22 protein-coding genes are annotated in these 26,779 nt (G+C 72.9%); 2 read left to right on the top strand and 20 right to left on the bottom strand.

Features of this window, described 5'->3' with window-relative positions:
- Window positions 1-13 precede the first annotated feature (13 nt).
- The 15 genes from QJ852_01405 to QJ852_01335 all read right to left on the bottom strand — a co-directional run bounded on the left by QJ852_01405 (window position 14) and on the right by QJ852_01335 (window position 18,739).
- On the bottom strand, window positions 14-1,216 hold the full coding sequence (locus tag QJ852_01405; protein ID WGX97105.1) for a dihydrolipoamide acetyltransferase family protein: 1,203 nt from the start codon (window positions 1,214-1,216) through the stop codon (window positions 14-16).
- Window positions 1,209-3,410, bottom strand: coding sequence for a thiamine pyrophosphate-dependent enzyme (locus tag QJ852_01400; GenBank protein ID WGX97104.1), 2,202 nt, complete (start codon window positions 3,408-3,410; stop codon window positions 1,209-1,211). The genes QJ852_01405 and QJ852_01400 overlap by 8 nt, the downstream gene beginning before the upstream one ends.
- Window positions 3,407-3,913 (bottom strand): VOC family protein, encoded by a 507-nt coding sequence (locus tag QJ852_01395; GenBank protein ID WGX97103.1) that lies wholly within the window; start codon window positions 3,911-3,913, stop codon window positions 3,407-3,409. Before QJ852_01395 ends, QJ852_01400 begins: the two co-directional genes overlap by 4 nt.
- Window positions 3,910-5,343: an NAD-dependent succinate-semialdehyde dehydrogenase gene (locus QJ852_01390; GenBank protein ID WGX97102.1), complete on the bottom strand. Its 1,434-nt coding sequence runs from the start codon at window positions 5,341-5,343 to the stop codon at window positions 3,910-3,912. Before QJ852_01390 ends, QJ852_01395 begins: the two co-directional genes overlap by 4 nt.
- A 23-nt stretch (window positions 5,344-5,366) precedes the next feature.
- Window positions 5,367-6,626 carry a Xaa-Pro peptidase family protein gene (locus tag QJ852_01385; protein WGX97101.1) on the bottom strand — a complete coding sequence of 420 codons (1,260 nt, stop codon included), beginning with the start codon at window positions 6,624-6,626 and terminating at the stop codon, window positions 5,367-5,369.
- A gap of 4 nt (window positions 6,627-6,630) precedes the next feature.
- Window positions 6,631-7,572 (bottom strand): NAD(P)-dependent oxidoreductase, encoded by a 942-nt coding sequence (locus QJ852_01380; protein ID WGX97100.1) that lies wholly within the window; start codon window positions 7,570-7,572, stop codon window positions 6,631-6,633.
- An 81-nt stretch (window positions 7,573-7,653) separates the two neighbouring features.
- Complete coding sequence (locus QJ852_01375; protein ID WGX97099.1) at window positions 7,654-8,601, bottom strand: amidohydrolase family protein; 948 nt, start codon at window positions 8,599-8,601, stop codon at window positions 7,654-7,656.
- 35 nt (window positions 8,602-8,636) lie between these two features.
- Window positions 8,637-9,971 carry an amidohydrolase family protein gene (locus tag QJ852_01370; protein WGX97098.1) on the bottom strand — a complete coding sequence of 445 codons (1,335 nt, stop codon included), beginning with the start codon at window positions 9,969-9,971 and terminating at the stop codon, window positions 8,637-8,639.
- Window positions 9,968-10,366, bottom strand: coding sequence for a Rid family hydrolase (locus QJ852_01365; GenBank protein WGX97097.1), 399 nt, complete (start codon window positions 10,364-10,366; stop codon window positions 9,968-9,970). Before QJ852_01365 ends, QJ852_01370 begins: the two co-directional genes overlap by 4 nt.
- 122 nt (window positions 10,367-10,488) lie before the next feature.
- Entirely contained in the window at window positions 10,489-11,760 is a 1,272-nt protein-coding gene (locus QJ852_01360) for an amidohydrolase family protein (protein WGX97096.1), read from the bottom strand.
- Window positions 11,757-12,977 carry an amidohydrolase family protein gene (locus QJ852_01355; GenBank protein WGX97095.1) on the bottom strand — a complete coding sequence of 407 codons (1,221 nt, stop codon included), beginning with the start codon at window positions 12,975-12,977 and terminating at the stop codon, window positions 11,757-11,759. Before QJ852_01355 ends, QJ852_01360 begins: the two co-directional genes overlap by 4 nt.
- Window positions 12,974-15,148: an ABC transporter ATP-binding protein gene (locus QJ852_01350; protein ID WGX97094.1), complete on the bottom strand. Its 2,175-nt coding sequence runs from the start codon at window positions 15,146-15,148 to the stop codon at window positions 12,974-12,976. Before QJ852_01350 ends, QJ852_01355 begins: the two co-directional genes overlap by 4 nt.
- A complete protein-coding gene (locus tag QJ852_01345; protein WGX97093.1) occupies window positions 15,141-16,115 on the bottom strand; it encodes an ABC transporter permease in 975 nt (324 codons plus the stop codon). Before QJ852_01345 ends, QJ852_01350 begins: the two co-directional genes overlap by 8 nt.
- Window positions 16,115-17,014 (bottom strand): ABC transporter permease, encoded by a 900-nt coding sequence (locus tag QJ852_01340; GenBank protein WGX97092.1) that lies wholly within the window; start codon window positions 17,012-17,014, stop codon window positions 16,115-16,117. The genes QJ852_01345 and QJ852_01340 overlap by 1 nt, the downstream gene beginning before the upstream one ends.
- Before the next feature lie 90 nt (window positions 17,015-17,104).
- Window positions 17,105-18,739 (bottom strand): ABC transporter family substrate-binding protein, encoded by a 1,635-nt coding sequence (locus QJ852_01335; protein ID WGX97091.1) that lies wholly within the window; start codon window positions 18,737-18,739, stop codon window positions 17,105-17,107.
- Between the two features lie 243 nt (window positions 18,740-18,982).
- Here QJ852_01335 and QJ852_01330 point away from each other — a divergent pair, with 243 nt between their 5' ends.
- Entirely contained in the window at window positions 18,983-20,659 is a 1,677-nt protein-coding gene (locus tag QJ852_01330) for a CocE/NonD family hydrolase (protein ID WGX97090.1), read from the top strand.
- 15 nt (window positions 20,660-20,674) lie between these two features.
- Here QJ852_01330 and QJ852_01325 read toward each other — a convergent pair whose 3' ends face one another.
- The 5 genes from QJ852_01325 to QJ852_01305 form a co-directional block, all read right to left on the bottom strand.
- The gene (locus tag QJ852_01325; protein WGX97089.1) at window positions 20,675-21,319 is read right to left on the bottom strand and encodes a response regulator transcription factor; all 645 of its coding nucleotides are present in this window, start codon (window positions 21,317-21,319) and stop codon (window positions 20,675-20,677) included.
- Window positions 21,316-22,413, bottom strand: a complete 1,098-nt coding sequence (locus tag QJ852_01320; protein ID WGX97088.1) for a histidine kinase — start codon at window positions 22,411-22,413, stop codon at window positions 21,316-21,318. Before QJ852_01320 ends, QJ852_01325 begins: the two co-directional genes overlap by 4 nt.
- An 87-nt stretch (window positions 22,414-22,500) precedes the next feature.
- Window positions 22,501-23,073: a hypothetical protein gene (locus QJ852_01315; GenBank protein WGX97087.1), complete on the bottom strand. Its 573-nt coding sequence runs from the start codon at window positions 23,071-23,073 to the stop codon at window positions 22,501-22,503.
- Between the two features lie 44 nt (window positions 23,074-23,117).
- Window positions 23,118-25,136 carry a hypothetical protein gene (locus tag QJ852_01310; GenBank protein WGX97086.1) on the bottom strand — a complete coding sequence of 673 codons (2,019 nt, stop codon included), beginning with the start codon at window positions 25,134-25,136 and terminating at the stop codon, window positions 23,118-23,120.
- Window positions 25,133-25,861, bottom strand: a complete 729-nt coding sequence (locus QJ852_01305) for an ABC transporter ATP-binding protein (protein WGX97085.1) — start codon at window positions 25,859-25,861, stop codon at window positions 25,133-25,135. Before QJ852_01305 ends, QJ852_01310 begins: the two co-directional genes overlap by 4 nt.
- 272 nt (window positions 25,862-26,133) lie before the next feature.
- Between QJ852_01305 and QJ852_01300 the strand changes: the two genes are divergently transcribed.
- The gene (locus tag QJ852_01300) at window positions 26,134-26,727 is read left to right on the top strand and encodes a pentapeptide repeat-containing protein (protein WGX97084.1); all 594 of its coding nucleotides are present in this window, start codon (window positions 26,134-26,136) and stop codon (window positions 26,725-26,727) included.
- The last annotated feature ends 52 nt before the right edge of the window (window positions 26,728-26,779 follow it).

Here is a 26,779-nt window from a genome sequence, read left to right as displayed (position 1 = left end):
GCGCGGCCGGGCCTCAGGTGAGGAGCTGGATCGGGTCTTCGACCACCGCGACGAAGGCCGCGAGCCAGCGTGCGGCCGCGGCGCCGTCGGCCGCGCGGTGATCGACGGAGAGGGTCACCCGCAGCACCGGCGCGACCTGCGGCGCGCCGTCCTCGGCGATCACCTCGTCGCGGACGGCGCCGATCGCGAGGATCGCGGCCTGGGGCGGGTTGATGATGGCGGCGAACTCCTCGGTGCCGTAGCCACCGAGGTTGGACACGCTCACCGATCCGCCCTCGAGCTCGTGCTGGCGCAGGGTGCCCGCGTCGGCCCGCTCGCGCAGGTCGCGCACCAGCGCCCCGATCTCCGCGACCGACCGGGCCTCGACGCCGCGCAGGACCGGCGTCACCAGCCCCCGGCCGGAGGCGATCGCGACGGCGACGTCGACCGAGGCGAAGCGGCGCAGCGCCTCCTCGGTCCACATCACGTTGAGGTCGGGGACCAGGGTGTGGGTGCGAGCGACGGCCTTGACGAGGAGGTCGTTGAGCGAGACCCGGGGCTCGGCGTACCGGTTGAGGTCGGCGCGCAGCGCCGTCAGCCGGGCCACCCGGCACGAGGCGCGCAGGTAGAAGTGCGGCACCTCCTGCTTGCTCGCGCTCAATCGACGGCTGATCGCCCGACGCAGCGGGGTGTGCGGCTCGTCGTGGTACGCGGCCGGGTCCGTCGGCCGAGACGGTGCCGCGGGCTCGGCCGGCTCGGAGCGACCGCGGGCCAGGGCGGCGTCGACGTCGCGTCGACGGATCCGGCCACGCGGACCCGAGCCGGAGAGCTCCTCGAGCCGCAGTCCGTGCTCGGCCGCCAGCCGCCGCGCCAGCGGACTGGCGAACACCCGCCGTCCCTCGGGCACCGGCTCGCGCACCGACTGCTCGGGCGCCGGCTGCTCGGGCGCCGACTGCTCGGGCGTGAGCCCGAGCGTGGTCGGGTCGGGCAGGCTCTCGCCGGGTACGCCGACCACCGCGATCGGCGTACCGACCCGGACACTCGTGCCGGGCGCGACGAGCAGGTCGAGCAGGCAGCCGTCGCGGTCGGCCTCCACGTCGACGATCGCCTTCTCCGTCTCGACGGTGGCGATCGGGTCCCCGGCGACGAACGCGACGCCGGGCTCGACCAGCCAGCCGGCCAGGACCGCCTCGGTGGAGTTCGCGAGGACCTCCGGCATCCGCAGCAGCTCAGCCATCGCTCGCCACCCCGGGACCGGACGTGAAACCGAGCGCGTCGAGCGCGGCCACGACCTCGGCCGCCTGCGCGATCGCTGCCCGTTCGAGGACCTTGCTGATGCTGGGCGAGGCCTCGCGGCCGGTCACCCGCTCGACGGGCGCGTCGAGATGGTCGAAGAAGCGGCGCTGGATCTCGTCGGCCAGCCACCCGCCGTACGACGTCCCGCGGGCGCCCTGCTCGGCGATGAGCACGTTGTTGGTCTTCTCGATGCTGCGCCCGATGGTCTCCCAGTCGAGGCTGGCGCGGTCGAGCCAGCGCAGGTCGATCACCTCCGCATCGACGCCGGTCTGCGCGACGGCCTCCAGGACGAAGCCGGTCATCTGCAGGTAGGTGAGGATGGTCAGCTTCTCGCCACGGCGGCGCACCGCCGCCTTGCCGACCGGCAGGCAGTAGTCGTAGTCGTCGACGGGTGCCGGCCCGGAGCTGCCGTAGAGGTCGACGTGCTCGAGGACGACGACCGGGTCCTGGCAGCGCAGCGCGGCGTTCATCAGCCCGACGTAGTCGAAGGGGGTGGACGGCGCCACGACCCGCCAGCCGGGGTTGGTCACGAAGACGCCGGCCGGGTCCATCGAGTGCTGCGAGCCGTAGCCGGTGCCCATGGCGATCTTGCTCCGCAGCACGAAGGGCACCGGCGAGCGCCCGCCGAACATGTGGCGCGCCTTGCCGATCTGGTTGAAGAGCTGGTCGGCCGCGACCCACATGAAGTCGGCGTACATGAACTCGACGACGGGGGTGAACCTGCCGTCGAGCGCGATGCCGCCGCCGAGGCCCGCGAAGGCGTTCTCGCTGATCGGGGTGCCGAGCACCCGGTCGGCGAAGTCCTCCCGCAGCCCGCGGGTCGCGCCGTTCGTGCCGCCGTTGAGCCGGTGCACGTCCTCGCCCAGGACGACGACGCCCGCGTCGGTCTCCATTCGGCGGTGCATCACCTGCGCCACCGCGCTGATGAACTTCCGCTCCTCCAGGGCGCCGGTGAAGGTGTCGACCTCCTCGAAGCGCGCGTCGTCGAACTCCGTGAGGTCGCCGCGGACGCCCACGTCGGCGAACGCCGGGTCGGGCCACTCCGCCGGCCGGATCCGGCGCTGCCCGGGCTTGCCGTCCGGCACCGGCTCGACCAGCACGTCGCCGAGCTCGGCGACCAGCGCCTGCGCGGCCGCCGTACCGGCCTCCACCTGCTCGGGGGTCAGGACGCCCCGGCGGACCAGGTGCCCCGCGACCTGCGCGATCGGGTCGCGGGCCCGCCAGCTCGCCTCCTCCTCCTTGCTCCGGTAGCCGAAGGCGCTGCCGGGGAAGCCGCCGTTCTGGTGGAAGTAGCGGTAGACGTCGGCCTCCACGACCGTCGCACCGGCGCCCGCGCGCATGTGGGCGACGGCGTCCTGGGTCGTCAGGTAGACCGCGAGCGGGTCCATGCCGTCGACCTTCCAGCTGGCGAGGTTGAACGCCGGACCGCGCGCCGAGAGCCGCGGCTCGGCGGTGGCCTCGCTGACGTGGGTGGACACGGCGTACTGGTTGTTCTCGATGAAGAAGCACAACGGCAGCCGCCAGGCTCCGGCCAGGTTCATCGTCTCCAGGGTCGAGCCGATGTTGACCGCGCCGTCGCCGAAGTAGGTGACCGAGACGTCGTCGGTGGCCGCGGCCCGGTGCGCCCAGGCGTAGCCCGCGGCGACCGGTACGCCGCCGCCCACGATCGCGTTCGTGCCGGTGGCGCCGGCGGGCAGCCACTGGAGGTGCATCGAGCCGCCCCGACCGCCGCTGAAGCCGCGGGCCAGGCCGCAGATCTCGGCGAGCGTGCGGAGCAGGACGTCGCGCAGCTCGTCGCCCACCGGCGCACGCAGGTCGAGGTCGGGGTCGACGTGGTTGATCGCCTTCGCGAGGAACTGGTGGTGACCGCGGTGCGAGCCGTTGACCGTGTCGCTGCTGCGCAGCGCCAACGCGCTGCCCACGGCGCCCGCCTCCTGGCCGATGCTGGAGTGCGCGGGCCCGTGGACGAGACCGGCCGCGGCGAGGTCGAGGACGTACTCCTCGAAGACCCGGATCAGCACCATCTGGTCGAGCATCCGGCGCAGCAGCACCGGGTCGGCCGCGTCCCAGTCGGCCTCGGTCGTCGCCACCTGCACCCAGGGCGCGGCGGGCTGGAGGTCGGTCCGCGTGCTCATGACCGCGCCTCCCGGTCGAAGGCCTTGCCGCCGGGATAGGAGACGAGCTCCATCTGCAACCCCCAGGGGGTGCGGAAGTAGACCCACCGCTGGCCCTCGCTGGGCCCCGTGCTCGCCGTCGGCTCGCCCATCACCTCGACCCCGTGCGCCCGCAGGTGCGCCAGCGCCAGGTCCAGGTCCTCGACGTAGAGCGCCACGTGATGGCCGCCGAGGTCGCTGTTGCGCGGCATCGCCCGACGCTGGTCGGGGGCGGCGTACTGGAAGACCTCGAAGGTCACATTGCCGCAGCGCAGCAGCCGCAGCTGCTCCATCACCGCGCGCGGGTGGACGCCGAGCCGGTCGCTCATCCAGCTGCCGTCGTCGTCGCGGTAGGGCCCGAGGGTGTAGAGGTACTCGCAGCCGAGGACGTCGACCAGCCAGCGGCACGCGGCGTCCAGGTCGGGCACCGTGAGCCCGACATGGTCCACGCCCCGCAGACCGGGCAGACCGGGCAGCCCGCTCACCACTGCACCGCGACGTACTTGGACTCAAGGTAGTCGAGCATCCCCTCGTGCCCGCCCTCGCGGCCGATGCCGCTCTGCTTGACACCGCCGAAGGGCGCGGCCGGGTCGCTGACGATCCCGCGGTTGAGCCCGATCATCCCGGACTCCAGCGCCTCGCTGACCCGCAGGCCGCGGGCGAGATCGCCGGTGAAGACATAGGCGACCAGTCCGAACTCGGTGTCGTTGGCCGCCGCGACCGCCTCGTCCTCCTCGGTGAAGGTCACGATGGGCGCGACCGGGCCGAAGATCTCCTCCCGCAGGATGGCTGCGTCGGCCGGTACGTCGGTCAGCACCGTGGGCTCGTAATAGCAGCCCACCCGGTCCGGCCGCCGGCCGCCGGTGAGGACCCGGGCGCCGGCGGCGACCGTCCCCCGGACCAGCTCGTCGACCTTGCCGACGGTCTCCTCGTTGACCAACGGCCCCACCTCGGAGGCGGCATCGGTGCCCGGACCCAGCCGGAGCGCCTCCATCCGCGCGGCGAGTCGCGCCGCGAACTCGTCGGCGACCGGGGCCTCGACGTAGAAACGGTTGGCCGCGGTGCACGCCGAGCCCGCGTTGCGCATCTTGGCGATCATGGCGCCGTCGACGGCCGCATCGAGGTCGGCGTCCGCGAAGACCAGGAAGGGCGCGTTGCCGCCGAGCTCCATGGACGTGTTGACGACGCAGTCGGCCGCCTCGTGGAGCAGCAGCCGGCCGACCTCGGTGGACCCGGTGAACGACACCTTGCGCACCCGCGGGTCGTGCAGCATCGCAGAGACGACCGCGCCCGAGCGACGGGAGGTGACGACGTTGACCACGCCGTTCGGTACGCCGGCCTCGGCCAGGATCTCCGCCATGGCCAGCGCGGTCAGCGGGGTGTCGCTGGCGGGCTTGAGGACGACCGTGCACCCCGCCGCGAGCGCCGGTCCGATCTTGCGGGTGGCCATCGCCGCCGGGAAGTTCCACGGGGTGACCAGCACGCACACGCCGACCGGCTGGTGCAGCACCAGGATCTTGTTGGCACCGGCCGGGGCGGTGCCGACGGTGCCGAGGCCGCGGACCGCCTCCTCGCCGTACCAACGGAAGAACTCGGCGGCGTAGGCCACCTCGCCCCGGGCGTCCGGCATCGCCTTGCCGTTCTCCTGGGAGATCAGCCGGGCCAGCTCCTCCCCGCGCTCGGTCATCAGGTCGAAGGCCCGCAGCAGGATCCGGCTGCGCTCACGGGGCGGGGTCGCCGCCCAACCGGCGGCGGCCGCGTCAGCGGCGGCGACGGCCAGCATCGCGTCATCGACCGACCCGTCGGCCACCGAGGCGATCGGCGCGACCGTGGCCGGGTCGAGGACGTCGAACCGGCGGCCGCTCGCGGCCGGCCGGAAGGTGCCGTCGATGAAGAGGTCGGTGGGCGGTGTCACGCGGAGCTCCTGGGGTGAGGGGATCAGTACGGGTTGGCGACGAAGAGGTCCTGGGCCGGGAAGAGCGTCAGCAGCCGGCAGCCGTCCTCCGTCACGACGACCTCCTCCTCGATGCGGGCGGCCGAGACGCCGTCCTCACCGGGGCAGTAGGTCTCGAGGGCGAACACCATCCCGGGCCGCAGCTCGACCGGCTCGCGCAGACTGTTGAGCCGGGAGATGATCGGCCGCTCGTGCAGGCCCAGGCCGAGCCCGTGACCGAACTGCAGGCCGAAGGCCGCCATCTCGTCGGCGAAGCCGAACTCGGTCGCGGCCGGCCAGACCAGAGCCACCTCGTCGGTCCCGACACCGGGGCGGATCTTCTCGATGGAGGCGTCCATCCACTCCCGGGCGCGGGTGTAGGCACTGCGCTGGCTCGCGGTGGCGCTGCCGACGCTGAAGGTGCGGTAGTAGCAGGTCCGGTAGCCGTTGAAGGAGTGGATGATGTCGAAGAACGCCTGGTCGCCCGGCCGGATGATCCGGTCGGTGAAGTTGTGGGGGTGCGGGTTGCACCGCTCCCCCGAGACCGCGTTGATCGCCTCGACCTGCTCGGAGCCCATCTCGTAGAGCCGTTTGTTGGCGAGGGCGACGATGTCGTTCTCGCGGATGCCGGGGCGCAGCACGTCGACGATGTCCTGGTAGACGCCGTCGACCATGGCCGCGGCCTGGGTGAGCAGCATGATCTCGTCGGGCGACTTGATCTGGCGTGCGTCGAGCATGAGCTGCTGGGCGTCGACGACCTCCAGCCCCTGGCGCTGCATCTCGAAGAGGAAGGGCGGCTCGACGAGGTCGACGCCGACCGGGGCACCGGCCAGGCCGGCGTCCTCCAGCAGGCCCCTGATCTGCCGGACGGCGTCGACCATCAGGCCGGCGGAGGGCGCGATCGCGCCACGCATGCCGAGCATGCCGGCGTGGCAGTCCTCGGGACGCAGCCACGGCGCGAACAGCTGGTGGTGCCGGGCCGCGGACCCGAAGTCCCACAGCATCGGCTCGCCGCCCCGGGTCAGCAGGGCGTACCGGGTCATCTTGTCCGGCAGCGCGCCGCCGATCCAGGTCTGCGTGGTGTAGCGGATGTTGTAGGCGTCGAACAGCAGGAAGGCACCGCAGTCGCTGGACTCCAGCGCCGCGCGGGCGCGGTCGAGCCGGTACGCCCGGAGCCGGTCGAAGTCGACCCGGGTCTCGAAGTCGACCGCGCGGTGCCCGGGGGCGTGCAGCGGGGCGCCACTCGTCGTGGCCGGCGACGTCACGGGGTCACTCCGCGCCGGTGCCGAGACCGTCGGTGATGTCGGCGGCCTCCGACTCCAGAGCGATGCCCGAGGCCGCGGCCTGCAGGTCGAGCAGGATGGCGAAGTCCTCCTCGATCCGGCCCGAGCCCACGGAGGCCTGGACCAACTGGGCGGTCTGCGCGGCGAGCGGCATCGGTACGTCGAGCGCGCGCGCCGCCGCCAGCCCGAGGTCGAAGTCCTTGCGGAGCAGGATCGGGGTGAACGTCGGGGTGTAGTCGAGGTTCACGAAGGCCGGCGTCTTGTACCGGGTGAAGACCGAGCCCATCACGCTCTGGTTGAGGAAGTCGAGGAAGGCGGCCCGGGAGACGCCGCCCTTCTCGGCCAGCACGGTGATCTCGGCGAGCGACTGGGTGACGACGCCGAGGAAGAGGTTGTGCGCGATCTTCACCAGGCGGGCACCCTCGCCCTCGCCGGCGTAGGTCGCGCTCTTGCCGATCGCGACCAGCAGCGACTCCACCCGGTCGTAGGTCGCCCGAGGGCCGGACGCGACCAGCGACAGACCGCCCGTCTCGGCGACCCGCCCGTTGCCGCTGACCGGCGAGGCGAGGAACTCCACGCCCAGCTTCTCGCAGGCCGCACGCACCTCGGCCGACGCCTCGATCGAGACCGTCGAGCAGTCGACGACCACCTGCGGGAGGGCCCCCTCGGTCGCGAGCAGGCCCTCGGCGCCGAGCAGCACCTCCTTGAGGTCGGCCGGCGTCGAGACCATGGTGAAGACGACGTCGCGGTCACGCAGGTCGGCGACCGCGTCGGCGACCAGGGCACCCCGGGGCACCAGCGCCTCCGCCTTGGCGCGGGTCCGGTTCCAGGCCGTGACGGAGACGCCCGCCTCCAACAGGCGTCCCGCCATCGCCGCACCCATCCGGCCGCAGCCGATCCAACCAACGTTCAAGGCCGTGTCCGTCATCGTCGAAGTCCTTCGCAATCGTTTGCTATCGAGGTCTGAAAATCCCCCGGACCGGAGCGGGCCGGTCCGGGGTGGGGCGGGTCAGCTGTCGCCGAGCCCCAGGAGGTCGACGGCATTGCCGTCGAGGATCCCGTGCACGGTGTCGTCGGCGAGATCGGACTTCTCGACGTAGGAGACCGCGCGCGTGTAGAGGTCGTCCTGGAAGTACGGGAAGTCGCTGCCCAGCACGATCCGGTCGGCGCCGAAGGTGTCGATCGAGCAGCGCAGCGAGGGGGCGTGGAAGTTCGCCGTGTCCCACCACATCTTCTTCCAGATGTCGCTGGGCAGCTCGGGGAAACCCTGTCCCCAGTGCGCGTAGTTGTCGTCGATGCGCTGGGCGAGGAACGGGATCGGGCCACCCAGGTGGGCCACGATCACCTTGATGTCGGGGTAGCGGGCGGTGATCCCGGCGCGCACGAAGTGCAGCACGCCGATCGCGTCCTCGAAGGGCGCGCCGACGATCCAGGTCAGGCCGTGCTCGGAGATCAGCGGGGAGTCGGCGTCGCGCCCCGAGGCGTGGATGAAGAGCGGCGCCTTGCGCCGGTTCAACTCGGCCCACAGCGGCTCGAACTCCGGGTCGGCGAGCGTCCGGTCCAGCACGGCCGTGCCGATCGAGGCACCGATCATGCCCAGCTCGTCCATCGCCCGCGCCACCTCGGCGGCGGCGGCCTCGCCGTGCGGGAGCGGCGTGGTGGCGAAGCCGGCGAACCGGTCGGGGTGGCGGCGCACCAGGTCGGCGTACAGGTCGTTGGCCAGGCGGGCCGCCTCGACGGCGCGGTCGGCGTCGTCGAAGGTCGGCAGCTGCGGCGTCGTCGAGAGCACCTGCATGTCGACGCCCGCGGCGTCCATCATCCGCAGCCGGTCGTCGATGTCGCCCGGGTCGTCGCCCGCACGCAGGCCGCGAGCGACAGCCGTGAAGTCGCTCCCGAACTCGTCGAGCTTGTCGAGGTACTCGGTCGGGAAGTAGTGGGCGTGGACGTCGATGCGCACGGGGGTGGCCTCCTGGAGTGATGGATCGGGCGGGATCAGTGGGTGGACAGGGCGAGGTCGCGCGTGGCGAGCAGGCGGTCACGCGACTCGGCGAGCCGCGCGGAGATCTCGGGGCCGTCGATGCCGACCAACCGTCCGCCGCGGACCCGGACCTCACCGGCGACCAGGACGGTGTCGACGTCGCGCGAGGTGGTCTGCAGGACCAGGTGGCCGGCCGGGTCGCCGAGGGACAGGCCCCACGGCTCGGTCTCGACCAGCAGCAGGTCGGCCGGCGCGCCGGCCCGGATGCCCTGGTGGTCGCGGTCGCCCAGCGCGCGCCGCCCGTTGGTCGTGGCCCACCGGACGACGTCGCGGGTCGAGACGAGCGGCACGTCGGTGTCCCGGTGGGGCGGCACGTGCCCGCGGGCGCGCTCCTTCTCGCCGTCGATCACCCGGTGCAGCGCGTAGGCCAGTCGCATCTGGGTGAGCAGGTCGGCGCAGGCGTAGCTGACGACGTCGACGCCGAGGGCGATCGGGATGCCCCGCCGCACGGCGCGGTCGAAGATCGCGGTCGGCTTGCCCATGCCCATCTCGATGTCGGGGGTGAGCGAGAGCGAGGCGCCGGACGCCGCCAGGGCGTCGAGCTCACGCTCGGAGGCGTAGTTGCCGTGGACCCACAGCACGTCGGGCGCGAGCGCACCGGCCGCGGCGAACTGGTCGGCGAGGCCGACCGGGTTGCCGTGCACCGAGATGCCGAGCCCGAGCTCGCGCGCCAGCCCGACCGCCTGGTCGTCGTAGGCGTGGTCGAGGGCGAGTGCGATGTCGACCAGCGGCTCGCCGGCCACCGCCTCGGTCACCCGGGCCAGGTCGTCGAGCCGGTGGGCCCGGTCGGCGTACGTCGCGCTCTCGCGCTCGAACAGCCCGAACCCGTAGGTCGCCCGGATCCCCGCGTCGCGCAGCCCCCGCAGGGAGGCGTCGGCGTGCTCGGGGGAGTTGACGCTGTGGCAGTAGTCGAAGACCTGGGTCACGCCGTGGGCGAGCAGCTCCAGCCCGCCGGCGTACGTCGCCCAGTACATGTCCTCCGGCGTGTAGTACTGCGACATCGGGTGGACCGTGTGGAAGTACTCCCGGGCCCACAGGTCGGCGGTCATCCCCCGCAGCGGCGTCTGCCACAGGTGCAGGTGGGTGTCCACGAGCCCCGGGACGACCAGCTTGCCGCCGGCGTCGAGCAGGGCGGCGCCGTCGGCGGCCAGGCGCACTCCCGGCTCGCCGACCTCGGCCACGACCCCGCCCGCGAGACGCAGGTCGCGCTGCTGCGCGACCGGGTCGCCGTCGAGGTAGACGAGGCCGCCGGCGACGACGGTCGCCGGGGGCTCGGAGGACACGGTCACGGCCGGGCCGCCCGCACGGCGCTCGCGTCGATCTCGACCAGGACCCGGGGATTGGCCAGCCGGCCGACCTCGACCAGCGTCGACGTGGGCCGGGCGTCGCCGAACCAGCCGAAGACGGTGTCGAGGGCAGTGCGCAGGAACTCGTCCATCCGGGTCGTGTACACCTGGATCCGCACCACGTCGCTGCGCTCGAGCCCGGCCGCCGCCAGCGAGCGGCCCAGGTTGAGCATCACCACCTCGGCCTGGGTGGCCAGGTCCTCGTCCAGGCCGCCGTCGGAGTGGTACGGCAGCGTCCCGGCGATCTCAAAGCGCTGGCCCTCGGCCACCGCGATCACCTGGGCATAGAGCCCCGCGACCGGCTCGAAGACGTCGCCGGGCTGGATCCGCTGGTGCATCAAGGTCTCCTTGGTCGATGGCTGCAAACCTTTGCAGCACTCAATCTAGAGGGCAGGGAAGGTGTCGTCAAGCAGTTGGCGGCCCCGGTACTACAATCGTTTGTAGTCTCGATTCCGCCGGCTCACCGACGGCCGGCGGGCTCCGCGGCGGAGGCTGCGCCGGTGCTCTCGAAGGTGAGCGTCCCGTCCTGGTACACGCGGCGGATCCGCTCGCGCAGTGTGCCCAGCGCGGACACGCCCCCGGACACGACGACCAGGTCCGCGGCCTTCCCGACCTCCAGCGTGCCTCGCTCGTCGGCGACGCCCAGGAGGCCGGCGGCCGAGGACGTGGCGGCGAGGAGTGCCTGGGTCGGCGTCATGCCGCCCAGCTCCATGGCGGAGAGCTCCGCCAGGTTGTCCCCGCAGCGGTTGCCGAAGTCGGTCCCCATCGCGATGCGCACGCCGGCCTCGTGGGCCCGCCGGAAGGAGGCGAACGCGAGCTCCGCCTTCGCCCGCGGATCGACCCGACTGTCGCTCTGGTGCCCGATCCGGTCCCGCTGCTCGGCCGGCCCGTCGCCGTCGAGGTGCGGACGGTAGAGACTGAGGGTCGGCACGAGCCAGGCGCCGGTCTCCAGGAAGAGCTCGATCGCCTCGTCGTCGAGGTCGGCGACGTGCTCGATCGAGCGGGAGCCGGTCCGCAGCGCGTCCTTGACCGGGCCGGAGCCGTAGGCGTGGGTGGCCACCGCGACGCCCTGTGCCGCGGCCTCCTCGCCGATCGCCGCCAGTTCGGCGAGGTTGAACCGGGTCTTCTCCGAGCGCGCCGAGCCGGAGTGCGTGGCCAGGACCTTGACGAAGTCCGCACCGGCCCGCAGGGACTGCCGGACCACCTTGCGCACATTGGTCACCCCGTCGGCGATGGAGTCGGGTCGGCCGGGGTGGGGCACGTAGTAGGGCACGACCCAGTTCGAGCTGGGGGTCATACCGTCCATGTGTCCCCCGGTCTGGGAGAGCGCCGTGATCGAGATCTGCAGCCGGGGTCCGGCGATCACGCCGGACTCGATCGCCTGCTTCACCCCGAGGTCGGCGCCGGCACAGTCACGGGCGCTGGTGATCCCGCACTCCACCAGTCGCCGCAGGTTGGCCGCGGCGTTGTAGAACTGGTAGCTGAACGGCTCGTTGAGCCGGTCGAGCAGGCGTGGCTCGATGCCGAGCACGTGGACGTGACAGTCGAACATGCCCGGCAGGACCGTGCAGCCGGCGACGTCCACGACGGCGTCGGCCGGGCCCACCTCGATCCCCTGCCCGATCGCCACGATCTGCCGGCCCTCGACTACGACGTCGGCGGCGTACGGCTCGCTGCCGGTGCCGTCGAAAACCGCGCCGCCGCGGAGGACGAGCCTGTTCAGGTTGGTCATCGTTCCCTTCCCTCCGGTTCGCTGCCACTGACGACGACGCCGTCCTGATAGACGGTGGCGATCCGCTCGCGCAGCCCCTTGAACGGCAGCAGGTCCCCGGCCACGACGACGAGGTCGGCCCGCAGGCCGGGCCGGATCGCCCCGACGTCGTCGGCGATGCCGAGGAGCTCGGCCGCGACGGACGTCGAGGCCGCCACGACCTGCTCGGTGGTGAGACCGCCGACCTGCATGTAGTGGAGCTCGTCGAGGAGCTCACCGCCGTGCATGTCGGTCCCCATCGCGATCGGCACGCCGGCACCGACCGCGCGCTGGAAGGACTCCAGGTTCGCGTCGGCGATCCGGCGGGCGTGGGCCAGCCGCTCCGCGCCGATCCGGGCCCCGGCCGCCGCATTGTCCAGCGGGCCGAAGGATCGCGACAGCGTCGGGACCAGGTAGGTGCCGCGCTCGGCCATCATGTCCACGGCCTCGTCGTCCAGGTAGGTGCCGTGCTCGATCGAGTCGACGCCGGCCCGGACAGCGTTCTTCACGCCCTCGACGCCGTGCGCGTGCGACGCGACGGGACGTCCCGCGTTGCGCGCCTCCTCGATGACCGCCGCCAGCTCGTCGTCGCGGAAGTGCGCCGGCAGGTAGTCCTTGCGAGGGTAGAGACCGCCGTTGGTGGTGCAGATCTTGATGACGTCGGCCCCCGCGCGGGTCAGCTCGCGCACCGCGAGACGGATCTCGTCGGGGCCGTCGACGACGCCGTGGGGCCGTCCCGGATGCGCGATGTAGTACTCGAAGGCGTCCACCCCGCTGGGCAGCCAGGCGTCGATGTGGCCCCCGGTGGGCGAGAGGCACTGGACCGCGATCTCCAGACGCGGCCCCGGCAGCAGCCCACGCTCGACGGCGCGCTTGACGCCGAGGTCGGCCCCGGCGAGATCCCGCACGGTCGTGAAACCGCACCGCAGCAGGTCCGCCATCAGCGGGATCGCCGCGAAGAACTGGGCGGAGAAGGGCGCGCGCAGGCGGTCCTCCAGGATCGGACTGGTCCCGACGACGTGGACGTGGGTGTTGATCAGCCCGGGGAGCAGCGTCCGCCCGGCGAGATCGACCACGACGTCGCCGACCAGGCCGTCGCCCACCGCGACGATCCGGCCGTCCTCGACGGCCACATCCGTCACCCGCGGCGGGCCTCCGGTCCCGTCGAGAACGTGGGCGTGGGCCAAGACCTTCCTCACGATGGCGATTCCTCCCTCTGCTCGATCGGTCGTCGGTGGGCGGCGGCGGGTGTCTCCTCGCGGGTCAGCCGCCGCTGCTCCTGGCGCTCCGGCGCTCCCGCACCACGGGCCCGGGCCTGTGCCCCCGCCCGCTCGTCGGCGGACAGGTCGTCGAGGTGATGGCAGGCCGCCGCGGTCCGGCCCTCGTGGGCGCGCGGCCGGACCTCGACGCAGACCGCCCGATCCGCAGCGTCGAGGCCCTCGAAGACCGGGCAGCGGGTCCGGAAGCGGCATCCGCTCGGCGGCTCCTGCGCAGACGGGACCTCGCCGACCAGGCGGATCCTGGTGCGAGTCCGCTCCGCCACGGGATCGGGCAGTGGGACCGCGGCGACCAGGGCCCGGGTGTAGGGATGCCGGGGTGTCGACAGGACGTCCTCGACGCGCCCCGTCTCCACGATCCGGCCCAGGTACATCACCGCGACGCGGTCGGCGATGTGTCGCACGACCCCGAGGTCGTGGGTCACGAAGACGTAGGCCACACCGAGCCGACGCTGCAGGTCACGGAGCAGTGCGAGGACGTCCGCCTGCACCGAGACGTCGAGGGCGGAGACGGGCTCGTCGAGCACCAGGACGTCCGGCTCGACCGCGAGCCCGCGCGCGATGGCCACCCGTTGCCGCTGGCCGCCGGACAGCTCGCCCGGGAACCGGTCGGCGACCGTCTCCGGCAGGCCCACCATCGTGAGCAGCTCGGCCACCCGGCCCGGCGAGCGACGGCCGTGGATCTCGAGCGGCTCCGCGATCAGCGCGCCGACGGTCAGCTTCGGGTTCAGCGACGCCGTCGAGTCCTGGAGCACCATCTGCAGGCGGCGACGGTGCTCGCGCATCCGGCGCACGGACAGGTGCGTGATCTCCGTCCCGTCGACGGACACCGATCCCGACGTGGGTCGCTCGGCGCGTACCAGCGCCCGCATCAGGGTGGTCTTGCCGCTTCCGGACTCGCCGACGATCGCCAGGGTCTCCCCGGGCCGGACGTCCAGGCTGACGTCGCAGACGGCGTGGATCAGCTTCCCGCGACGGGTGCGGAAGTGCTTGACGAGGTGGTCGACCGCCAGCACCGGCTCCCGCTCGGGATCGGGCTGCGTCGCCGGCGCCGGGCTCGCCGTGCTCTCGAACAGCGCGGCCGCGTCCTGGCCGGCCAGGTCGTCCAGCCGGATGCACGCGGCAGCGTGACCGTCCTGGACCTCGAGGAGCTCCGGGACGGCGGTGCGACAGGCGTCCCGCGAGGCCGGGCACCGCTCCGCGAAGGCGCACCCGTCGGCCACCGCGCGGATCGTGGCCGGTCGCATCCGGATGAGCGGGGCGTCCGCCGCCAGGTCCAGCCGAGGGATCCCGCCGAGGAGTCCGAGGGTGTACGGCATCCGCGGGCGCCCGAAGACGTCGTCCGTCGTCCCGGTCTCGACACAGCGACCGGCGTACATCACGAGCACACGGTCCGCACAGCGTGCGACGACGCCCATGTCGTGGGTGATCAGGATCAGGCTCGCGCCGGAGAGCTCGCGCGCCCGTTCGAGGGTGTCGAGGACCTGTTCCTGGACCGTGACGTCCAGCGCGCTGGTCGGCTCGTCCGCGATGATGAGCGAGGGACGGTTGGCGAGTGCCATCGCGATGACGACCCGCTGGCGCATGCCGCCGGAGAGCTGGTGGGGATACGCCTCGAAGCGGCCTGCGGGGTTGTCGATGCCGACCGCCTCGATCAGGGTCAGCGCCTCCTCGCGGGCCGCCGGCTTCGCCACATCGGGCCGGTGCGCGCGGATCGCCTCCACGATCTGGTGGCCGACGGTGTAGACCGGGTCCAGCGAGCCGAACGGGTTCTGCGGGACGTAGGCGATCCGGCCACCGCGGATCTTCTGCATCGCGCGGTCGGAGCGGCCGAGCAGCTCCTCGCCGTCGAAGACGGCGGACCCCTCGACCGCTGCATGGCCCGGCAGCAGGCCCAGGAGCGCCAGACCCGAGGTGGACTTCCCCGAGCCGGACTCGCCCACGATCGCCACGGTCTCGCCGCGGCCGACCTCGAAGTCGAGGTCGTGCACCGCCGTGACCCGCCGGCCGGTGGAGCCGAAGGACACACCGAGGCCCCGGACCGTCAGCAGCGGGGCGGCGCCGGCCGGAGCCGGCCGTGGAAGGTCAGTCATGGGTCATCCTGGGGTCGAGGATCCGGTGGACGATGTCGGCCGCCAGGTTGAGGAGGGTGATCAGCACGGCGGAGAGGAGGAGGAAGGCGAGCACGGTGTTGGTGTCCTGCTTCTGGACGCCCTCCACCAGCAGGGTGCCGAGACCACGCCAGCCGAAGACCGACTCGACGACGACGAGACCTCCGATGACCCACGGGAGGCGGAGCGCGATCATCGTGATCAGCGGCATCAGCGCGTTGCGCAGGCCGTGCCTGAACATCACGCGGGTGCGCGGCAGGCCCTTCGCCCGCGCCATCGTGATGTAGTCGGAGTCGATGACCTCGAGCATCGCGGAGCGCTGGTAGAGCGCCCACACCGGGAAGACGGCGAGCACCAGGACGATCGTCGGCAGGACCAGGTGTGCGGCGTAGTCGCTCATCCGGGTCGACCACGCCATGCCGGCGACCCCCGGCGTCGAGTCGCCGATCGTCGCGATGACGGTCGATCCGGCCGCCTCGTTGACCTTGATCGCGGCCTGCTTAGATACGACCGCGATCCAGAACTCCGGCGCGGTCAGCAGCAGCACGGTCACCATGGTCAGCACGCGGTCGAGCGGGCGGCCCCGGTGGACCGCGCTGAAGAAGCCGACCAGCACGGCGACGACGATCGCGATCAGGATCGCGATGGCCACCAGCCGGAAGGACACCAGACTGCGGTGGAGGAGCTCCTCCCCGACCGGGACGCCGCGCGCGTTGAGCCCGAAGTCGCCCTGCAGGGCACCGGTGATCCAGTGCCAGTAGCGCTCGAGGAGGGGCTCGTCCAGCCCCAGCTCGCGCGCCTTGGCGTCGAGGGTCGACTGCGGGACGTTCGGCTGGCGGTAGCGGTCCAGCGGGTCTCCGGCCACGGAGACCGCGAGGAAGATCAGCAGTGTCGAGGCGAGGATCAGCGGGATCGCGACCAGCACCCGGTTGAGGACCATCCGTCCCATCAGTGCGCCGCCTTCGAGCTGCGGTTGAAGGCCGCCTGCAGTCCGTCACCGATCAGGTGGATCAGCAGGACGATCACGACGATGAACGCGCCGGGCAGGTAGAACAGCCACCAGGCGGTCGACGCGAACCCCACGCCGTCGCCGACGAGCAGCCCGAGGGAGGTGTCGGGCGGCTGCACACCGAGACCGAGGAAGGACAGCGTCGACTCCAGCGCGATCGCGGCGGCGACGTACGTCGTCGTGACGACCGCGATCGGGCCGACCAGATGGGGCAGCAGGTGCCGCCCGAGGATCCGAGGCGTGCTGGCGCCGACCAGACGGGCCGACTCGACGAAGTCGGAGTGGCGCAGTGTCTGCACCTGGGTGCGGATGACCCGCGCCGTGGGCGTCCAGTAGAGCAGGGAGATCGCCACGGCGACGATCAGCCAGCCGCTGTCGGTGCCGCCGACCCGGACCGCCACCAGGCCGAGGACCGCCAGCAGCGGCATCATCAGCACCAGGTCGACGCCCCGCATCAAGATGTTGTCGACGAGGCCGCCGAAGTAGCCGGCGACCATGCCGACCAGCGTCCCGAGCAGGGTCGACAGGACGGCGACGATGATGGCGACGGCCAGGGAGCGTTGGGCGCCCCGCATCACGAGGGCCAGCATGTCGTGCCCGACCGGATCGGTCCCGAACGGATGGCGGGAGCTCGGCGGAGCCAGCGTGTCCGGCGTGATCACCGTGTGGTCGTAGCGCCACAGCATCGGACCGACGACGACCGCGGCCACGAGAAGCACCAGCAGCACCAGCGAGGTCAGCGCGACCCGGTGGGCTACGAACCTGCGGGCGACCACCCCGCGACGCCCGCCCGGCGCCGGCGGGGCGACCGATGCGCTGGGCACCGTCAGATCAGCCATGCCTTCATCTCCCTTCCTCCGATCTTCTCCCCGGGTGCCCGACCGTGCCGCGCGGCGCGGTCGGGCGCCCGTCAGCGTCCGGCGTCCCCGCTAGCCGCGGCGCCAGGTGCTCGCGGCGAGCAGCTGGTACTCCTTGGGCAGGTAGACGTCGACGCCGTCGAGGTCGGATGCGTGGACGACGAGCTGCGGCACCTCGAAGAGGGGGATGTTCGCCACGTCCTCCCACAGCATGTCGTCGGCCTGGTGGACCAGGTCCGCGCGCTTGTCGTCGTCCAGCTCTCCGTAGGCGCTGTAGTAGATCGCGTCGAAGTCCTTGTTGCAGTAGCGGGCGAAGTTGTAGCCGGCATCGCACGGGTAGAGACCGCCGTACCAGGAGACGGGGAAGGCCGACGCCGGGTAGTTGCCGAGCCCGATGTCGTAGTCCGCCTTGCCCAGGGTGGGGAACCAGTCCGCGCTGTTGACGGTGTTGAGCTTGATCGCGATGCCGATCTTCTTGAGCTCGTCCTGGGCGATGACGCCGACCTGACGCGCGAGGTCGTCCTCGGCACGGACCAGGTAGTTGAGCTCGAGCCGGGTGCCGTCCTTCGCGAAGACCCCGTCCGCACCGGGGGTGTAGCCCGCGTCGGTGAGGATCTGCCGGGCCGCGTCGACATCGCCGGTGCCGAAGCCCTCCGGTCGGTTCTCCGCGTACCAGGGCGAGGCCGGAGCCAGGATGTGGTGGGTCGTGAGCAGTTCGGCCACGTCGCCGCCGAAGGCCGTCTCGGCGATCTTCTCGGGCACCAGGGCCGTCGCGATCGCCCGCCGCACGGCGAGGTCGCCGACGGTGGGGCTCGCGAACTGGGTGTTGAGGAACTGCTGATTGGTCGTGGGCACCACCTTGGTGACGAGTCCGCTCATCCCGTCGGCCTGGCTGATCAGCGCGCGCGTGGCCTTCAGGTCGAGGGCGAAGTCCACCTCCCCGCTGGCCAGCGCCTGGAGCACGGACTGGTCGTCGCCGAAGAAGCGGAGGGTCACGTCGTCGATGGTGGGCGCGTCGCCGTACCACTGGGGGTTGGGCGCGAGCTGGAGGAACTCTCCGGTCCGGTTCTCCGCGATGGCATAGGGGCCGCCGCTCACCGGCGACTCCTCGACCAGACCGGTGTTCCAGGCCGCCGCGTCCTCGCCGAGCGACGCCATGTGGTGGGCCGGCAGCAGCGGCGAGAAGAGGGACTTCCAGTCCGCGAACGGCGAACTGAACTCGACCTTGACCGCCTTCGGGTCCCCGTCGGAGCTCACCGCGGCGATCTGCTTGTACCCGATCGCGCTCGTGACCTGGAGGTCCTTGTCGCTGCCGTTGAGGTGCTTCCAGAGATAGACGAAGTCGTCGGCGGAGATCGCGGTTCCGTCGGACCACACCGCGTCGTCCTGGATCCGGTACTCGACGACCTGGGGGTCCGTGGAGACGATCTCGGCGCTCTCCAGCAGGTCGTCGTTGAGCACGACGGTCTGGTCAGCCTCGACGTGGAAGGTCGAGGGATAGATCGCGTTGGCGATGTTGATCCCGATCGAGGTGCCCTGGTCGGGGACGTAGGGGTTGAAGCCCGCCCATGCCTGCACGGCCGCCAGGGTCACCTGGCCCCCCGAGCCTCCGCCACCCGTGCCGTCGGTGGTGTCGGCGCTGCACGCGGTGACGACGGACATGCCCAGGAAGGCAACGACGGCCGCTACCAGACGCGGTCTGTTCATCTTTGGTCCCTTCGGTGACGTGGCGCGGCCTCCCACCCAAGATGCCGCAACCGATTGCAGTCATTCTGGATCTCAATGTACGCGGCGTCAAGACCCAATCTGAGCGGCGTGGCGGGCTCGAATGACAAACGGTTGCACGACGCCGAGCGGCCTGCCAGCATGGCGCCCCAAGGCGGCGCACACCCCCGCCGCCCGACCCCGTCCGGCCGGATCGGGGCCGCGACATCCCGAGGAGGGCATCCTGTGAGGACCGAGATCACCGGCGACGTCGCCGTCGAACGCGACCACGAGGTCGCCGTGCGCGACGGCGTGGTGCTGCGCGCCGACGTCTACCGCGCCACGGGCGGCGAGGACGCGCCCGTCCTGCTGCAGCGCACGCCCTACGACAAGTCGGTGTTCACCGAGCTCGGCGTCCACTACGCCCGGGCCGGCTACACCGCGATCTTCCAGGACGTGCGCGGTCAGTTCGCGTCGGACGGCGTGTGGCAGCCCTTCGAGAACGAGGCCGCCGACGGTTTCGACACCGTCGCCTGGGCCGCGGCGCTCCCCGGCACCACCGGCCGGGTGGGCATGATCGGCACGTCCTACCAGGCCAGCTGCGCCTGGCAGGCCGCGCGACTGCGGCCCCCCGCGCTCGCCGCGCTCGCCTGCGGCGTGACGCCGGTGGACTACTACACCGACTGGGTCTACCCCGGCGGCGCCTTCGCCCTCGCCATGAACACCACCTGGCTGCTGCGCAATGTCGCGAGCTCGGCGAGTGCCCGACTCCCCGACGGCGCCGCGCTGCAGGCCGGGATGACCGCGGCGTACGACGACCTGATCGACCGGTGGTGGCGCTACCTCCCGCTCGACGAGCTCCCGCCGCTGCTGCCCGACCGGCCCGAGGTCGCGGGCTACTTCTTCGACTGGATCGACCACCCCACCCGCGACGAGTACTGGGAGCGGATCTCGCTGCGAGGCGTGCACGCCGACATCGACATCCCGGTCCTCAACGTCGCGGGCTGGTACGACGTCTTCGTGAACGCGGGCATCGAGGCGTTCGGCGCCCTGCCCGACGGGCGCAAGCGACTCGTCGTCGGCCCCTGGGACCACAACACCTGGGGCAAGGAGCCCGGCGAGGTCGACTTCGGTCCCTCCGCGATGTTCTCCTTCCCCGGGGCCGTCGTGGCGTGGATGGACCGGTGGCTCAAGGGACACCGGCCCGCGACCGAGCCCGCGCCGGTGCGCTACTTCCGGATGGGCGATCTCACCTGGCAGGAGGCCCCGACCTGGCCGCCGCCCGGTACGACGGAGCTGCGCCTCCTGCTCGACGGGGGCGGTCGCCTCGTCGAGGGCGGCGCCCCGACCGGCGCCGACAGCTACGTCTACGACCCCTCCGACCCGGTGCCGAGCATCGGCGGGCGCAGCTGCTGCTATCCGCCCTCCCCCATCGGTCCGCGGGACCAGCGCGCGCTCGCCGGACGGCCCGACGTGCTCGGCTACGCGACCGACCCGCTCGACCACCCGCTCGAGCTGGCCGGCCCCGTGCGCGTCGAGCTCTATGCCTCCTCCACCGCGCCGGACACCGACTTCACCGCGAAGCTGGTCGACGTGCACCCCGATGGCACCGCGATCAACGTCTGCGAGGGGATCATCCGGGCCCGCCTCCGCGAGGGCTTCGACCGGGAGGTGCTGCTGACCCCGGGCGAGACGGTGCGCCTCGACATCGACCTGGCCGCGACGGCCATCGTCTTCGGGCCGGGACACCGGGTCCGGCTGGAGATCTCCAGCAGCAACTTCCCGACCTTCGACCGCAACCCCAACACGGGTGCGCCCTTCGGCCGGGACGCGCGGATGGTGACGGCGCGCCAGCACATCCACCACGACGCGGCGCACCCGTCCGCACTGGTGCTGACGGCGGTGCCGCGCACCGACGGCTGAGCCCGTCGGGCGACGTCAGGCCGGCTCGTCGTCCATCAACCCCGACTCCCAGGCCCGGGCGGCGACCTCGACCCGGTTGCGGGCGTCGAGGCGCTGCTGGATGCTCGTCAGGTGCGCCTTGACCGTGCCGAGCGCGATGTGCAGCTCGGCACAGATCTCGGCATTCGTCCGCCCGCGCGCGACCAGCCGGACGACATCCAGCTCGCGGGCGCTCAGCTCCGGCAGTGCCCGTCCGGTACGTCGGGAGCGGCCGCGGGTGCGCTCCAGCAGCGGCACGGTCAGCTCCGGGCTGATCAGCGCGTCGCCGGCGGCAGCGGCACGGACGGCCGCGACGAGCAGGGCGGGGCCGGCGTCCTTGAGCAGGAAGCCGTAGGCACCGGCGGCGAGGGCCTGGTCGACGTACTCGTCGTGGCCGAAGGTCGTCACGACGACCACATTGGTCAGCGTGCCGACCTGCGCGGCGACGTCGAGCCCGGTGAGCCGCGGCATCCGGATGTCGAGCAGCGCGACGTCGGGCCGCAGGCGCCGGATCGCCTCGACCGCGGTGACGCCGTCGCCGCACTCGGCGACCACCTCGATGTCGTCCTGGGCGCCGAGGATCATCGCGAAGCCGGTGCGGACCATCTCCTGGTCGTCGGCCAGCACCACGGTGATCGTCATGGTCCCTCCACGGGCAGGCGCAGCTCCGTCTCCCAGCAGCCGTCCGGAGCGGGCCCGGCACGCAACGAGCCGCCGAGCAGCTCGGCGCGGTGCCGGACCCGGGCCAGCCCGGAGCCGTTGCCGGGGCCGACGCCGCCCGACGCGACCCCGTCGTTGTCGACGCGCAGGCGGTGCTCGCCCCCGACCCGGTCCAGCCGGACCCGGACCCGGGTGGGCCGGGCGTGCCGGTGGACGTTGGTCAGGCTCTCGGTGAGGCCGCGCAGCAGGACGGTGCCGACGGCGCCGGACACCTCCTCGGCGGGCAGGTCCACCTCGACCCGGGCCGGGGTGGTCGCGGCGAACCGGTCGGTGACGTCGCGCAGGGCCGCCAGGCCGGCCCCCGGCGCCGCGGCGGGGGTGTCGGCCGACTGCGCCACCAGCGCCCGGATCTCGCCGAGCGCCTCGTGGGCGGACCGCTCGATCCGGGCGAAGGCATCGGCGGAGCCGGGGTCGGGCGCGACCGCGCCGGCCGCTTGGGCGAGCACGACGATGCCGGTCACCTCGTGCGCGACGAGATCGTGCAGGTCGGCCGCCATCCGGGCCCGCTCCTGGGTGCGCATCAGCTCGCGGGCGTCGGCGACGCGCTCCTCCTGACTGCGCGCCAGGACCCCGATCGCGACGCTGATCGTGCAGGCAGTCACCGTCGCGAACATCATCAGGATCCCGCTGCCGTCGTTCCACAGTCCGATCGGCAGCACGACCGCCAGCAGTGCGGTCAGCGCCACGAGCAGCCGGTCCGCCGGACCGCGCTGGAGCCCGGCTGCCACGCCGGTCTGCACGATCAGGCCCCAGGCCAGCGTCGTGCACCAGATCCCGTCGAGCGCGAGCACGGCACCGATGCCGCCGGCAGCGACCAGCCCGGCGGCGTACCTCCCGCGGGCGAGGTCGCGGACCGGCTCGCGCGGGCTCCAGGCTCGGACGGTGCGCTCGGCGTCGACCTGGAGGGCCACGCCGAGCACCATCGCGAGGAACACCAGCGGGTTCGTCCAGGAGACGAGGTCGAGCAGGAGGACGAACGGCAGCGGCACGACCACCAGCCGGCGCAGCCTCGTCATGGCGGTCACCCTACTGAGCCGCCCCCATCGTTGAGTTGCCGCTTCCTCACCGTCGAGTTGCCCCTTCCTCACCGTCGAGTTGCCCCTTCAGTCGAGTCGGACGTCGGTGCTGATCAGCTCGACCAGCACGCCGTCCGGCACCGCCGTGGCCTCGCCGGCCAGCCGCTGGCCGGGGAGTGCGGGGACCCGTACCGAGCCGAGGTCCGCTCCGCCCTCGGTCGTGACGGTGACCCTGCCGTCGGCGAGGCCCGCGTGGAACGCCAGCTCGGAGCCGTCGACCGTCGCCCGCGAGCTGTAGGAGCCGTCGGCGTTCTCGATCGGCGTACCCGCGCCCGGGTACGGCAGCGTCAGGAACACCCGGACCCGGCCGGCCCGGTCGGCGGTGAGGTCGAGGTTCTGCACCAGTAGCTGGGCGGAGGCGCCCTGCTCGGGGGTGTCGATGTCGACGTACGCCGTCGACACCTCGTCGTTGTTGCGCGAGATCACATAGGGGCGGCCGCGCAGGTTGACGTGGGTGACCTCGGCGTCGGGCAGCGCCCTCTCGACGCGGCTGGTGAGGTCGGCGGTCAGCGAGCGGGCGCTGGCCTCCTCGGCGACGGCGACGCCACCGACGAGGACGACCGGGACGGCGAGGCTGGCGATGACGGGCAGGATCCGCATGTCGGATCTCCTTCTCTCTTTCGGGTGAGTGGACGCGCGGTGCCCTAGGAGCGGGCGACGGCGACGAGGAGGGGCCGGCTGGAGCGCACGGCCAGGAGTACGCCGGCCAGGCCGATGCCGACGGTGAGGACGAGCAGGCCGACGCCGGTGACCGAGATCCCGCCGCCCTGGAGGGTGAGCGGCGCGGCGGCGAAGACGCCGGCGGCGATGGCGAGTCCGGTGCCCACGACGACGGGGACCAGGCTCTCCAGGGTCCGCGCGCGGTCGAGCACGGTGACGGGGACGCCGGCGTGCCAGAGCCGGCGGTAGACCTCCCGCCGGTCGAGCGTGGTGGCCGCGACGGTGATGGCCGTCGACGCGGCGGCGACCAGGAACGAGGTGAGCAGGATGACCAGTGCGGCCAGCGCGAAGTCCTTCGGGAACTGGGCGTCTCGGACGGCGACGTCGTCGCCACTCCCGGCGGGCGCGCCCGGAAAGGCCGCGAGCAGGGCACCGCGCGCCCGGTCGGCGGCATCCTCCGCCACCGGCAGCCGGACCTTCAGGGCAGCCGCATCGGCGTCGCCTATCGACAGCGACCACAGGACCTCGGGATCGCCGCGGCGGACCGGCAGGTCGAGGCCGGCTTCCCGCAGGGCGGCCTCGGCCCGCTCGGCCGCTGCATCAGCACCGTCGGCCGGCACGACCACCTCGTAGGTCCGGGCCGTGCCCGCGCTGAGGTCGGCCGCGCTCGCGACCTGGAAGAGCGCGAGGAAGCCGGCGACGAAGGCGGCCAGCACGACGCCGGACACCACCCGCCAGACCGCACGGGGGTCGTCGAGGACCCGGCGCGCCGCCAGTAGCAGCCCCGGCCCGCGGCGCCGGGACGCCCACAGCATGATCCGGCCGAGGAAGGTCACGACGAGCGGCCCGATCACGTTGAGCACCCCGAACAGCCCGGCGAAGACGATCATGACCAGGACCAGGCTGGCGCCGTCGCTGCGCGCGACCTGGCTGAACACCACAACGACCGCGGCGGCGAGCGCGACCCGCCACCAGCCGGGGCTGCGCGGCGTGTGGGCGTGCACGACGGCGAGCGGGTTCCGCGACGCCGAGCGCAGGCTCGGGGCCGCGCTGGCGAGCAGCAGCAGGGCCGCGGCTCCGGCCAGGCCGAGCCAGACCAGCGCGTCGAGACGCAGGTCGGCCGTGTGGAATCGGCCCCCGCCGACCCGGACCCGCGCCACGGCGGGCGTCAGCGCGACGGTGGCGAGCCAGGCCGCGGCGGCACCGGCCACCACGACGAGGCCGACCTCCAGCGCGAGGCAGCGGCGCAGCAGTCCGGCCGGGGCGCCGGCGAGCCGCAGGGCCGCGAAGCGCTCGGTACGACGGCGGGCGCCGAGGCGGACGGCCGCGCCGCCGAGCGTGAGGACGGGCACGATGAGGAGGACGGCCGCGATCCAGCCGAGGGCGACGTACTGCGCGCCCTCTCCGTCGGCGGCCGACGCCCGGCCCGCGAACCCGTCGATCGGGGTCGGCGCGACGAACGTGTCGACGGCGACCGGGTCCCGCCAGGACGGGGCATGCCGCAGCTCGGCGAGCGGGACGCCGAGGACGGCGACCAGCTGGTCCGGGGCGGCCACGGCGGCGTCGTCGAGGGTGGCCGCGCCCGCGTCGCCGCCGAGGGCGGCGGCCTGGGCCGGGCGGTCGGCGAGGAGGGCGCGGAGCGCGGGCGACCAGGTGGCGGCGCCGGGCGCCGGGAAGGCGGACATGCCGGGCGGCACCGGCGGTGCGGACGCGCCGGGCAGCGCGGCGAGCCGGACCACCTGGACCGGCCGGCCGGCGACGTACGTCGTGCTCAGGGACTGCAGTGCGGTCGCGTCGCCCGCGGCGGCGGGGGCGGGCCGGGTCCAGTCCGCGCGGTGGTCGCGGGTCGAGAGGCCCTGGATCGCCCCGAGCGTCAGCGCGACGACGGTGAGGGCGAGGGCGACCGCGACGACGGAGAGGGCGAGGGTCTGCCGGTCCCGGCGGCCGCCGCCGAGCAGCAGCCGGCGGCTCAGGTCGAGCGCGGGCCGCGACGTCCGGCTCATCGGCCCGCTCCGGCCAGCGGGGCGGACAGCACCCGGCCGTCGCGCAGGGTCACGACGCGGTCGCACAGCGCGGCGATCTCCGGGTCGTGGGTGACCACGACCAGCGTCACGCCGGTGGCCCGCTGGGCATCGAGCAGCAGCCGCATCACCTGGTCGCCGGTCCGCCGGTCGAGCGCGCCGGTCGGCTCGTCCGCGAAGAGCACGGCCGGACGTGGGACGAGCGCCCGGGCGATGGCGACCCGCTGCTGCTGGCCGCCGGAGAGCTCGCCGGGGCGGCGCTGCTGGAGTCCGTCCAGGCCGAGCGGCCCGAACATCGCCGCGGCGGCGGCCTGTGCCTCGCGGGCGTCGCGGCCGTCGAGAAGCAGCGGCAACGCGACGTTCTCGACGGCGGTGAGCTCGCCGAGCAGCTGGCCGGACTGGAAGACCATGCCGAAGGTGCCGCGCCGCAGGCGCGCCCGCTCCTCCGACCCGGCCCGGTCCACGGCGATCGGGGCGCGGCCGGCAGCAGCGAAGACGACCTCGCCGGCGTCCGGCACGGCGATGCCCGAGAGCACGTGCAGCAGCGTGGTCTTGCCCGAGCCGGACGGCCCGGTCAACGCAACGGACTCACCGGACGTGGCAGTGAAGTCGACGCCGCGCAGCACCTGCTGCTCGCCGTACGACCGGACGACGCCGCGGGCCCACAGGGCGGTGCGCGGAGGGGCGGAGGCGTTCTCGAAGCTCATGCCCCCGACGCTAGGAACGACGGCAGGGTCCGCCCATCGGCCGTTGGACCACGCCTCGGCCGGCTCCCTCGGCCGTTCGGCCTAGGGGGTGTCTCTCAGATCGGCGCCGTCGCGAGCGGCGTTTCCGGCCGATCTGGCAAGGCGGCGGAGCGACGTCGTGCCGGATCGCCCTTCGAGCGACGCCAACGCAGCCAGATCGAGTCGGAAACGTCGCGCAGCAGGCGCGGATCTGAGAGACGCGCCCTTGGGGTGTCTCTCAGTAGGCTCCCGGGGTGGTGACGAGGCGCTGGCGACCCGAGCAGCTCGATGCGCTGGAGCGGGGCCTCGTCGAGGCGGCACGGCGCCCGGGGTCGAGCCTGCCGGAGTCCCCCTTCGGGACCACCGACGACGGGCTCGCCGACTACCGTGGAGCGACGCTGCGCCGGCCGGTGCGCTACCTGCAGGTGACGGGCGCCGACTTCTCCCGCGTCCGCTTCGAGGACGGCGCGAGCATGAACGAGTCGGAGCTGACCGGGTGCGTGCTCGACGGCATCGACCTGCGCGGCAGGTTCGTGACCAGGCGCTTCACCGACTGCAGCTTCGTCGCGGCCAGGCTGAGCCGCGCCCGCCTGGTCGGCGTCTTCACCGACTGCGACTTCACCGGCGCCACACTGACGGGCTCGGTGGCGTCCGGCGCGCGGTTCGAGCGGTGCGTGTTCACGGGTGCATCACTCCGCTCGATCCAGTGGACGATGCGGTGCGTCTTCGACCACTGCGTCTTCGACGGCGTCGGCGCGCTCAGCGGATCGCTGGCGGGCAGCGTCTTCATCGGCACCGAGCCGGAGGACCTGTCCGGCTGCGTCACCGATCACGTCCGGCGCGCGTAGCCCGCCCCCGCGCTCTCCTGCCGCGCCACGGAGGCGGTGTTGCGGGCGTCGG

Origin of the sequence: Nocardioides sp. L-11A (genome assembly GCA_029961745.1) — a bacterium.
GTDB lineage: Bacteria > Actinomycetota > Actinomycetes > Propionibacteriales > Nocardioidaceae > Nocardioides.
The sequence above is the reverse complement of the archived record's forward strand: the minus strand, read 5'-3'. Positions and strand labels throughout refer to the sequence as shown.

Coding starts and splice junctions, on each gene's coding strand:
- QJ852_01405 (WGX97105.1), bottom strand. CDS start 1,216: ATGGCTGAGCTGCTGCGGATGCCGGAGGTCCTCGCGAACTCCACCGAG.
- QJ852_01400 (WGX97104.1), bottom strand. CDS start 3,410: ATGAGCACGCGGACCGACCTCCAGCCCGCCGCGCCCTGGGTGCAGGTG.
- QJ852_01380 (WGX97100.1), bottom strand. CDS start 7,572: ATGACGGACACGGCCTTGAACGTTGGTTGGATCGGCTGCGGCCGGATG.
- QJ852_01365 (WGX97097.1), bottom strand. CDS start 10,366: ATGCACCAGCGGATCCAGCCCGGCGACGTCTTCGAGCCGGTCGCGGGG.
- QJ852_01360 (WGX97096.1), bottom strand. CDS start 11,760: ATGACCAACCTGAACAGGCTCGTCCTCCGCGGCGGCGCGGTTTTCGAC.
- QJ852_01350 (WGX97094.1), bottom strand. CDS start 15,148: ATGACTGACCTTCCACGGCCGGCTCCGGCCGGCGCCGCCCCGCTGCTG.
- QJ852_01345 (WGX97093.1), bottom strand. CDS start 16,115: ATGGGACGGATGGTCCTCAACCGGGTGCTGGTCGCGATCCCGCTGATC.
- QJ852_01340 (WGX97092.1), bottom strand. CDS start 17,014: ATGGCTGATCTGACGGTGCCCAGCGCATCGGTCGCCCCGCCGGCGCCG.
- QJ852_01335 (WGX97091.1), bottom strand. CDS start 18,739: ATGAACAGACCGCGTCTGGTAGCGGCCGTCGTTGCCTTCCTGGGCATG.
- QJ852_01325 (WGX97089.1), bottom strand. CDS start 21,319: ATGACGATCACCGTGGTGCTGGCCGACGACCAGGAGATGGTCCGCACC.
- QJ852_01320 (WGX97088.1), bottom strand. CDS start 22,413: ATGACGAGGCTGCGCCGGCTGGTGGTCGTGCCGCTGCCGTTCGTCCTC.
- QJ852_01315 (WGX97087.1), bottom strand. CDS start 23,073: ATGCGGATCCTGCCCGTCATCGCCAGCCTCGCCGTCCCGGTCGTCCTC.
- QJ852_01310 (WGX97086.1), bottom strand. CDS start 25,136: ATGAGCCGGACGTCGCGGCCCGCGCTCGACCTGAGCCGCCGGCTGCTG.
- QJ852_01305 (WGX97085.1), bottom strand. CDS start 25,861: ATGAGCTTCGAGAACGCCTCCGCCCCTCCGCGCACCGCCCTGTGGGCC.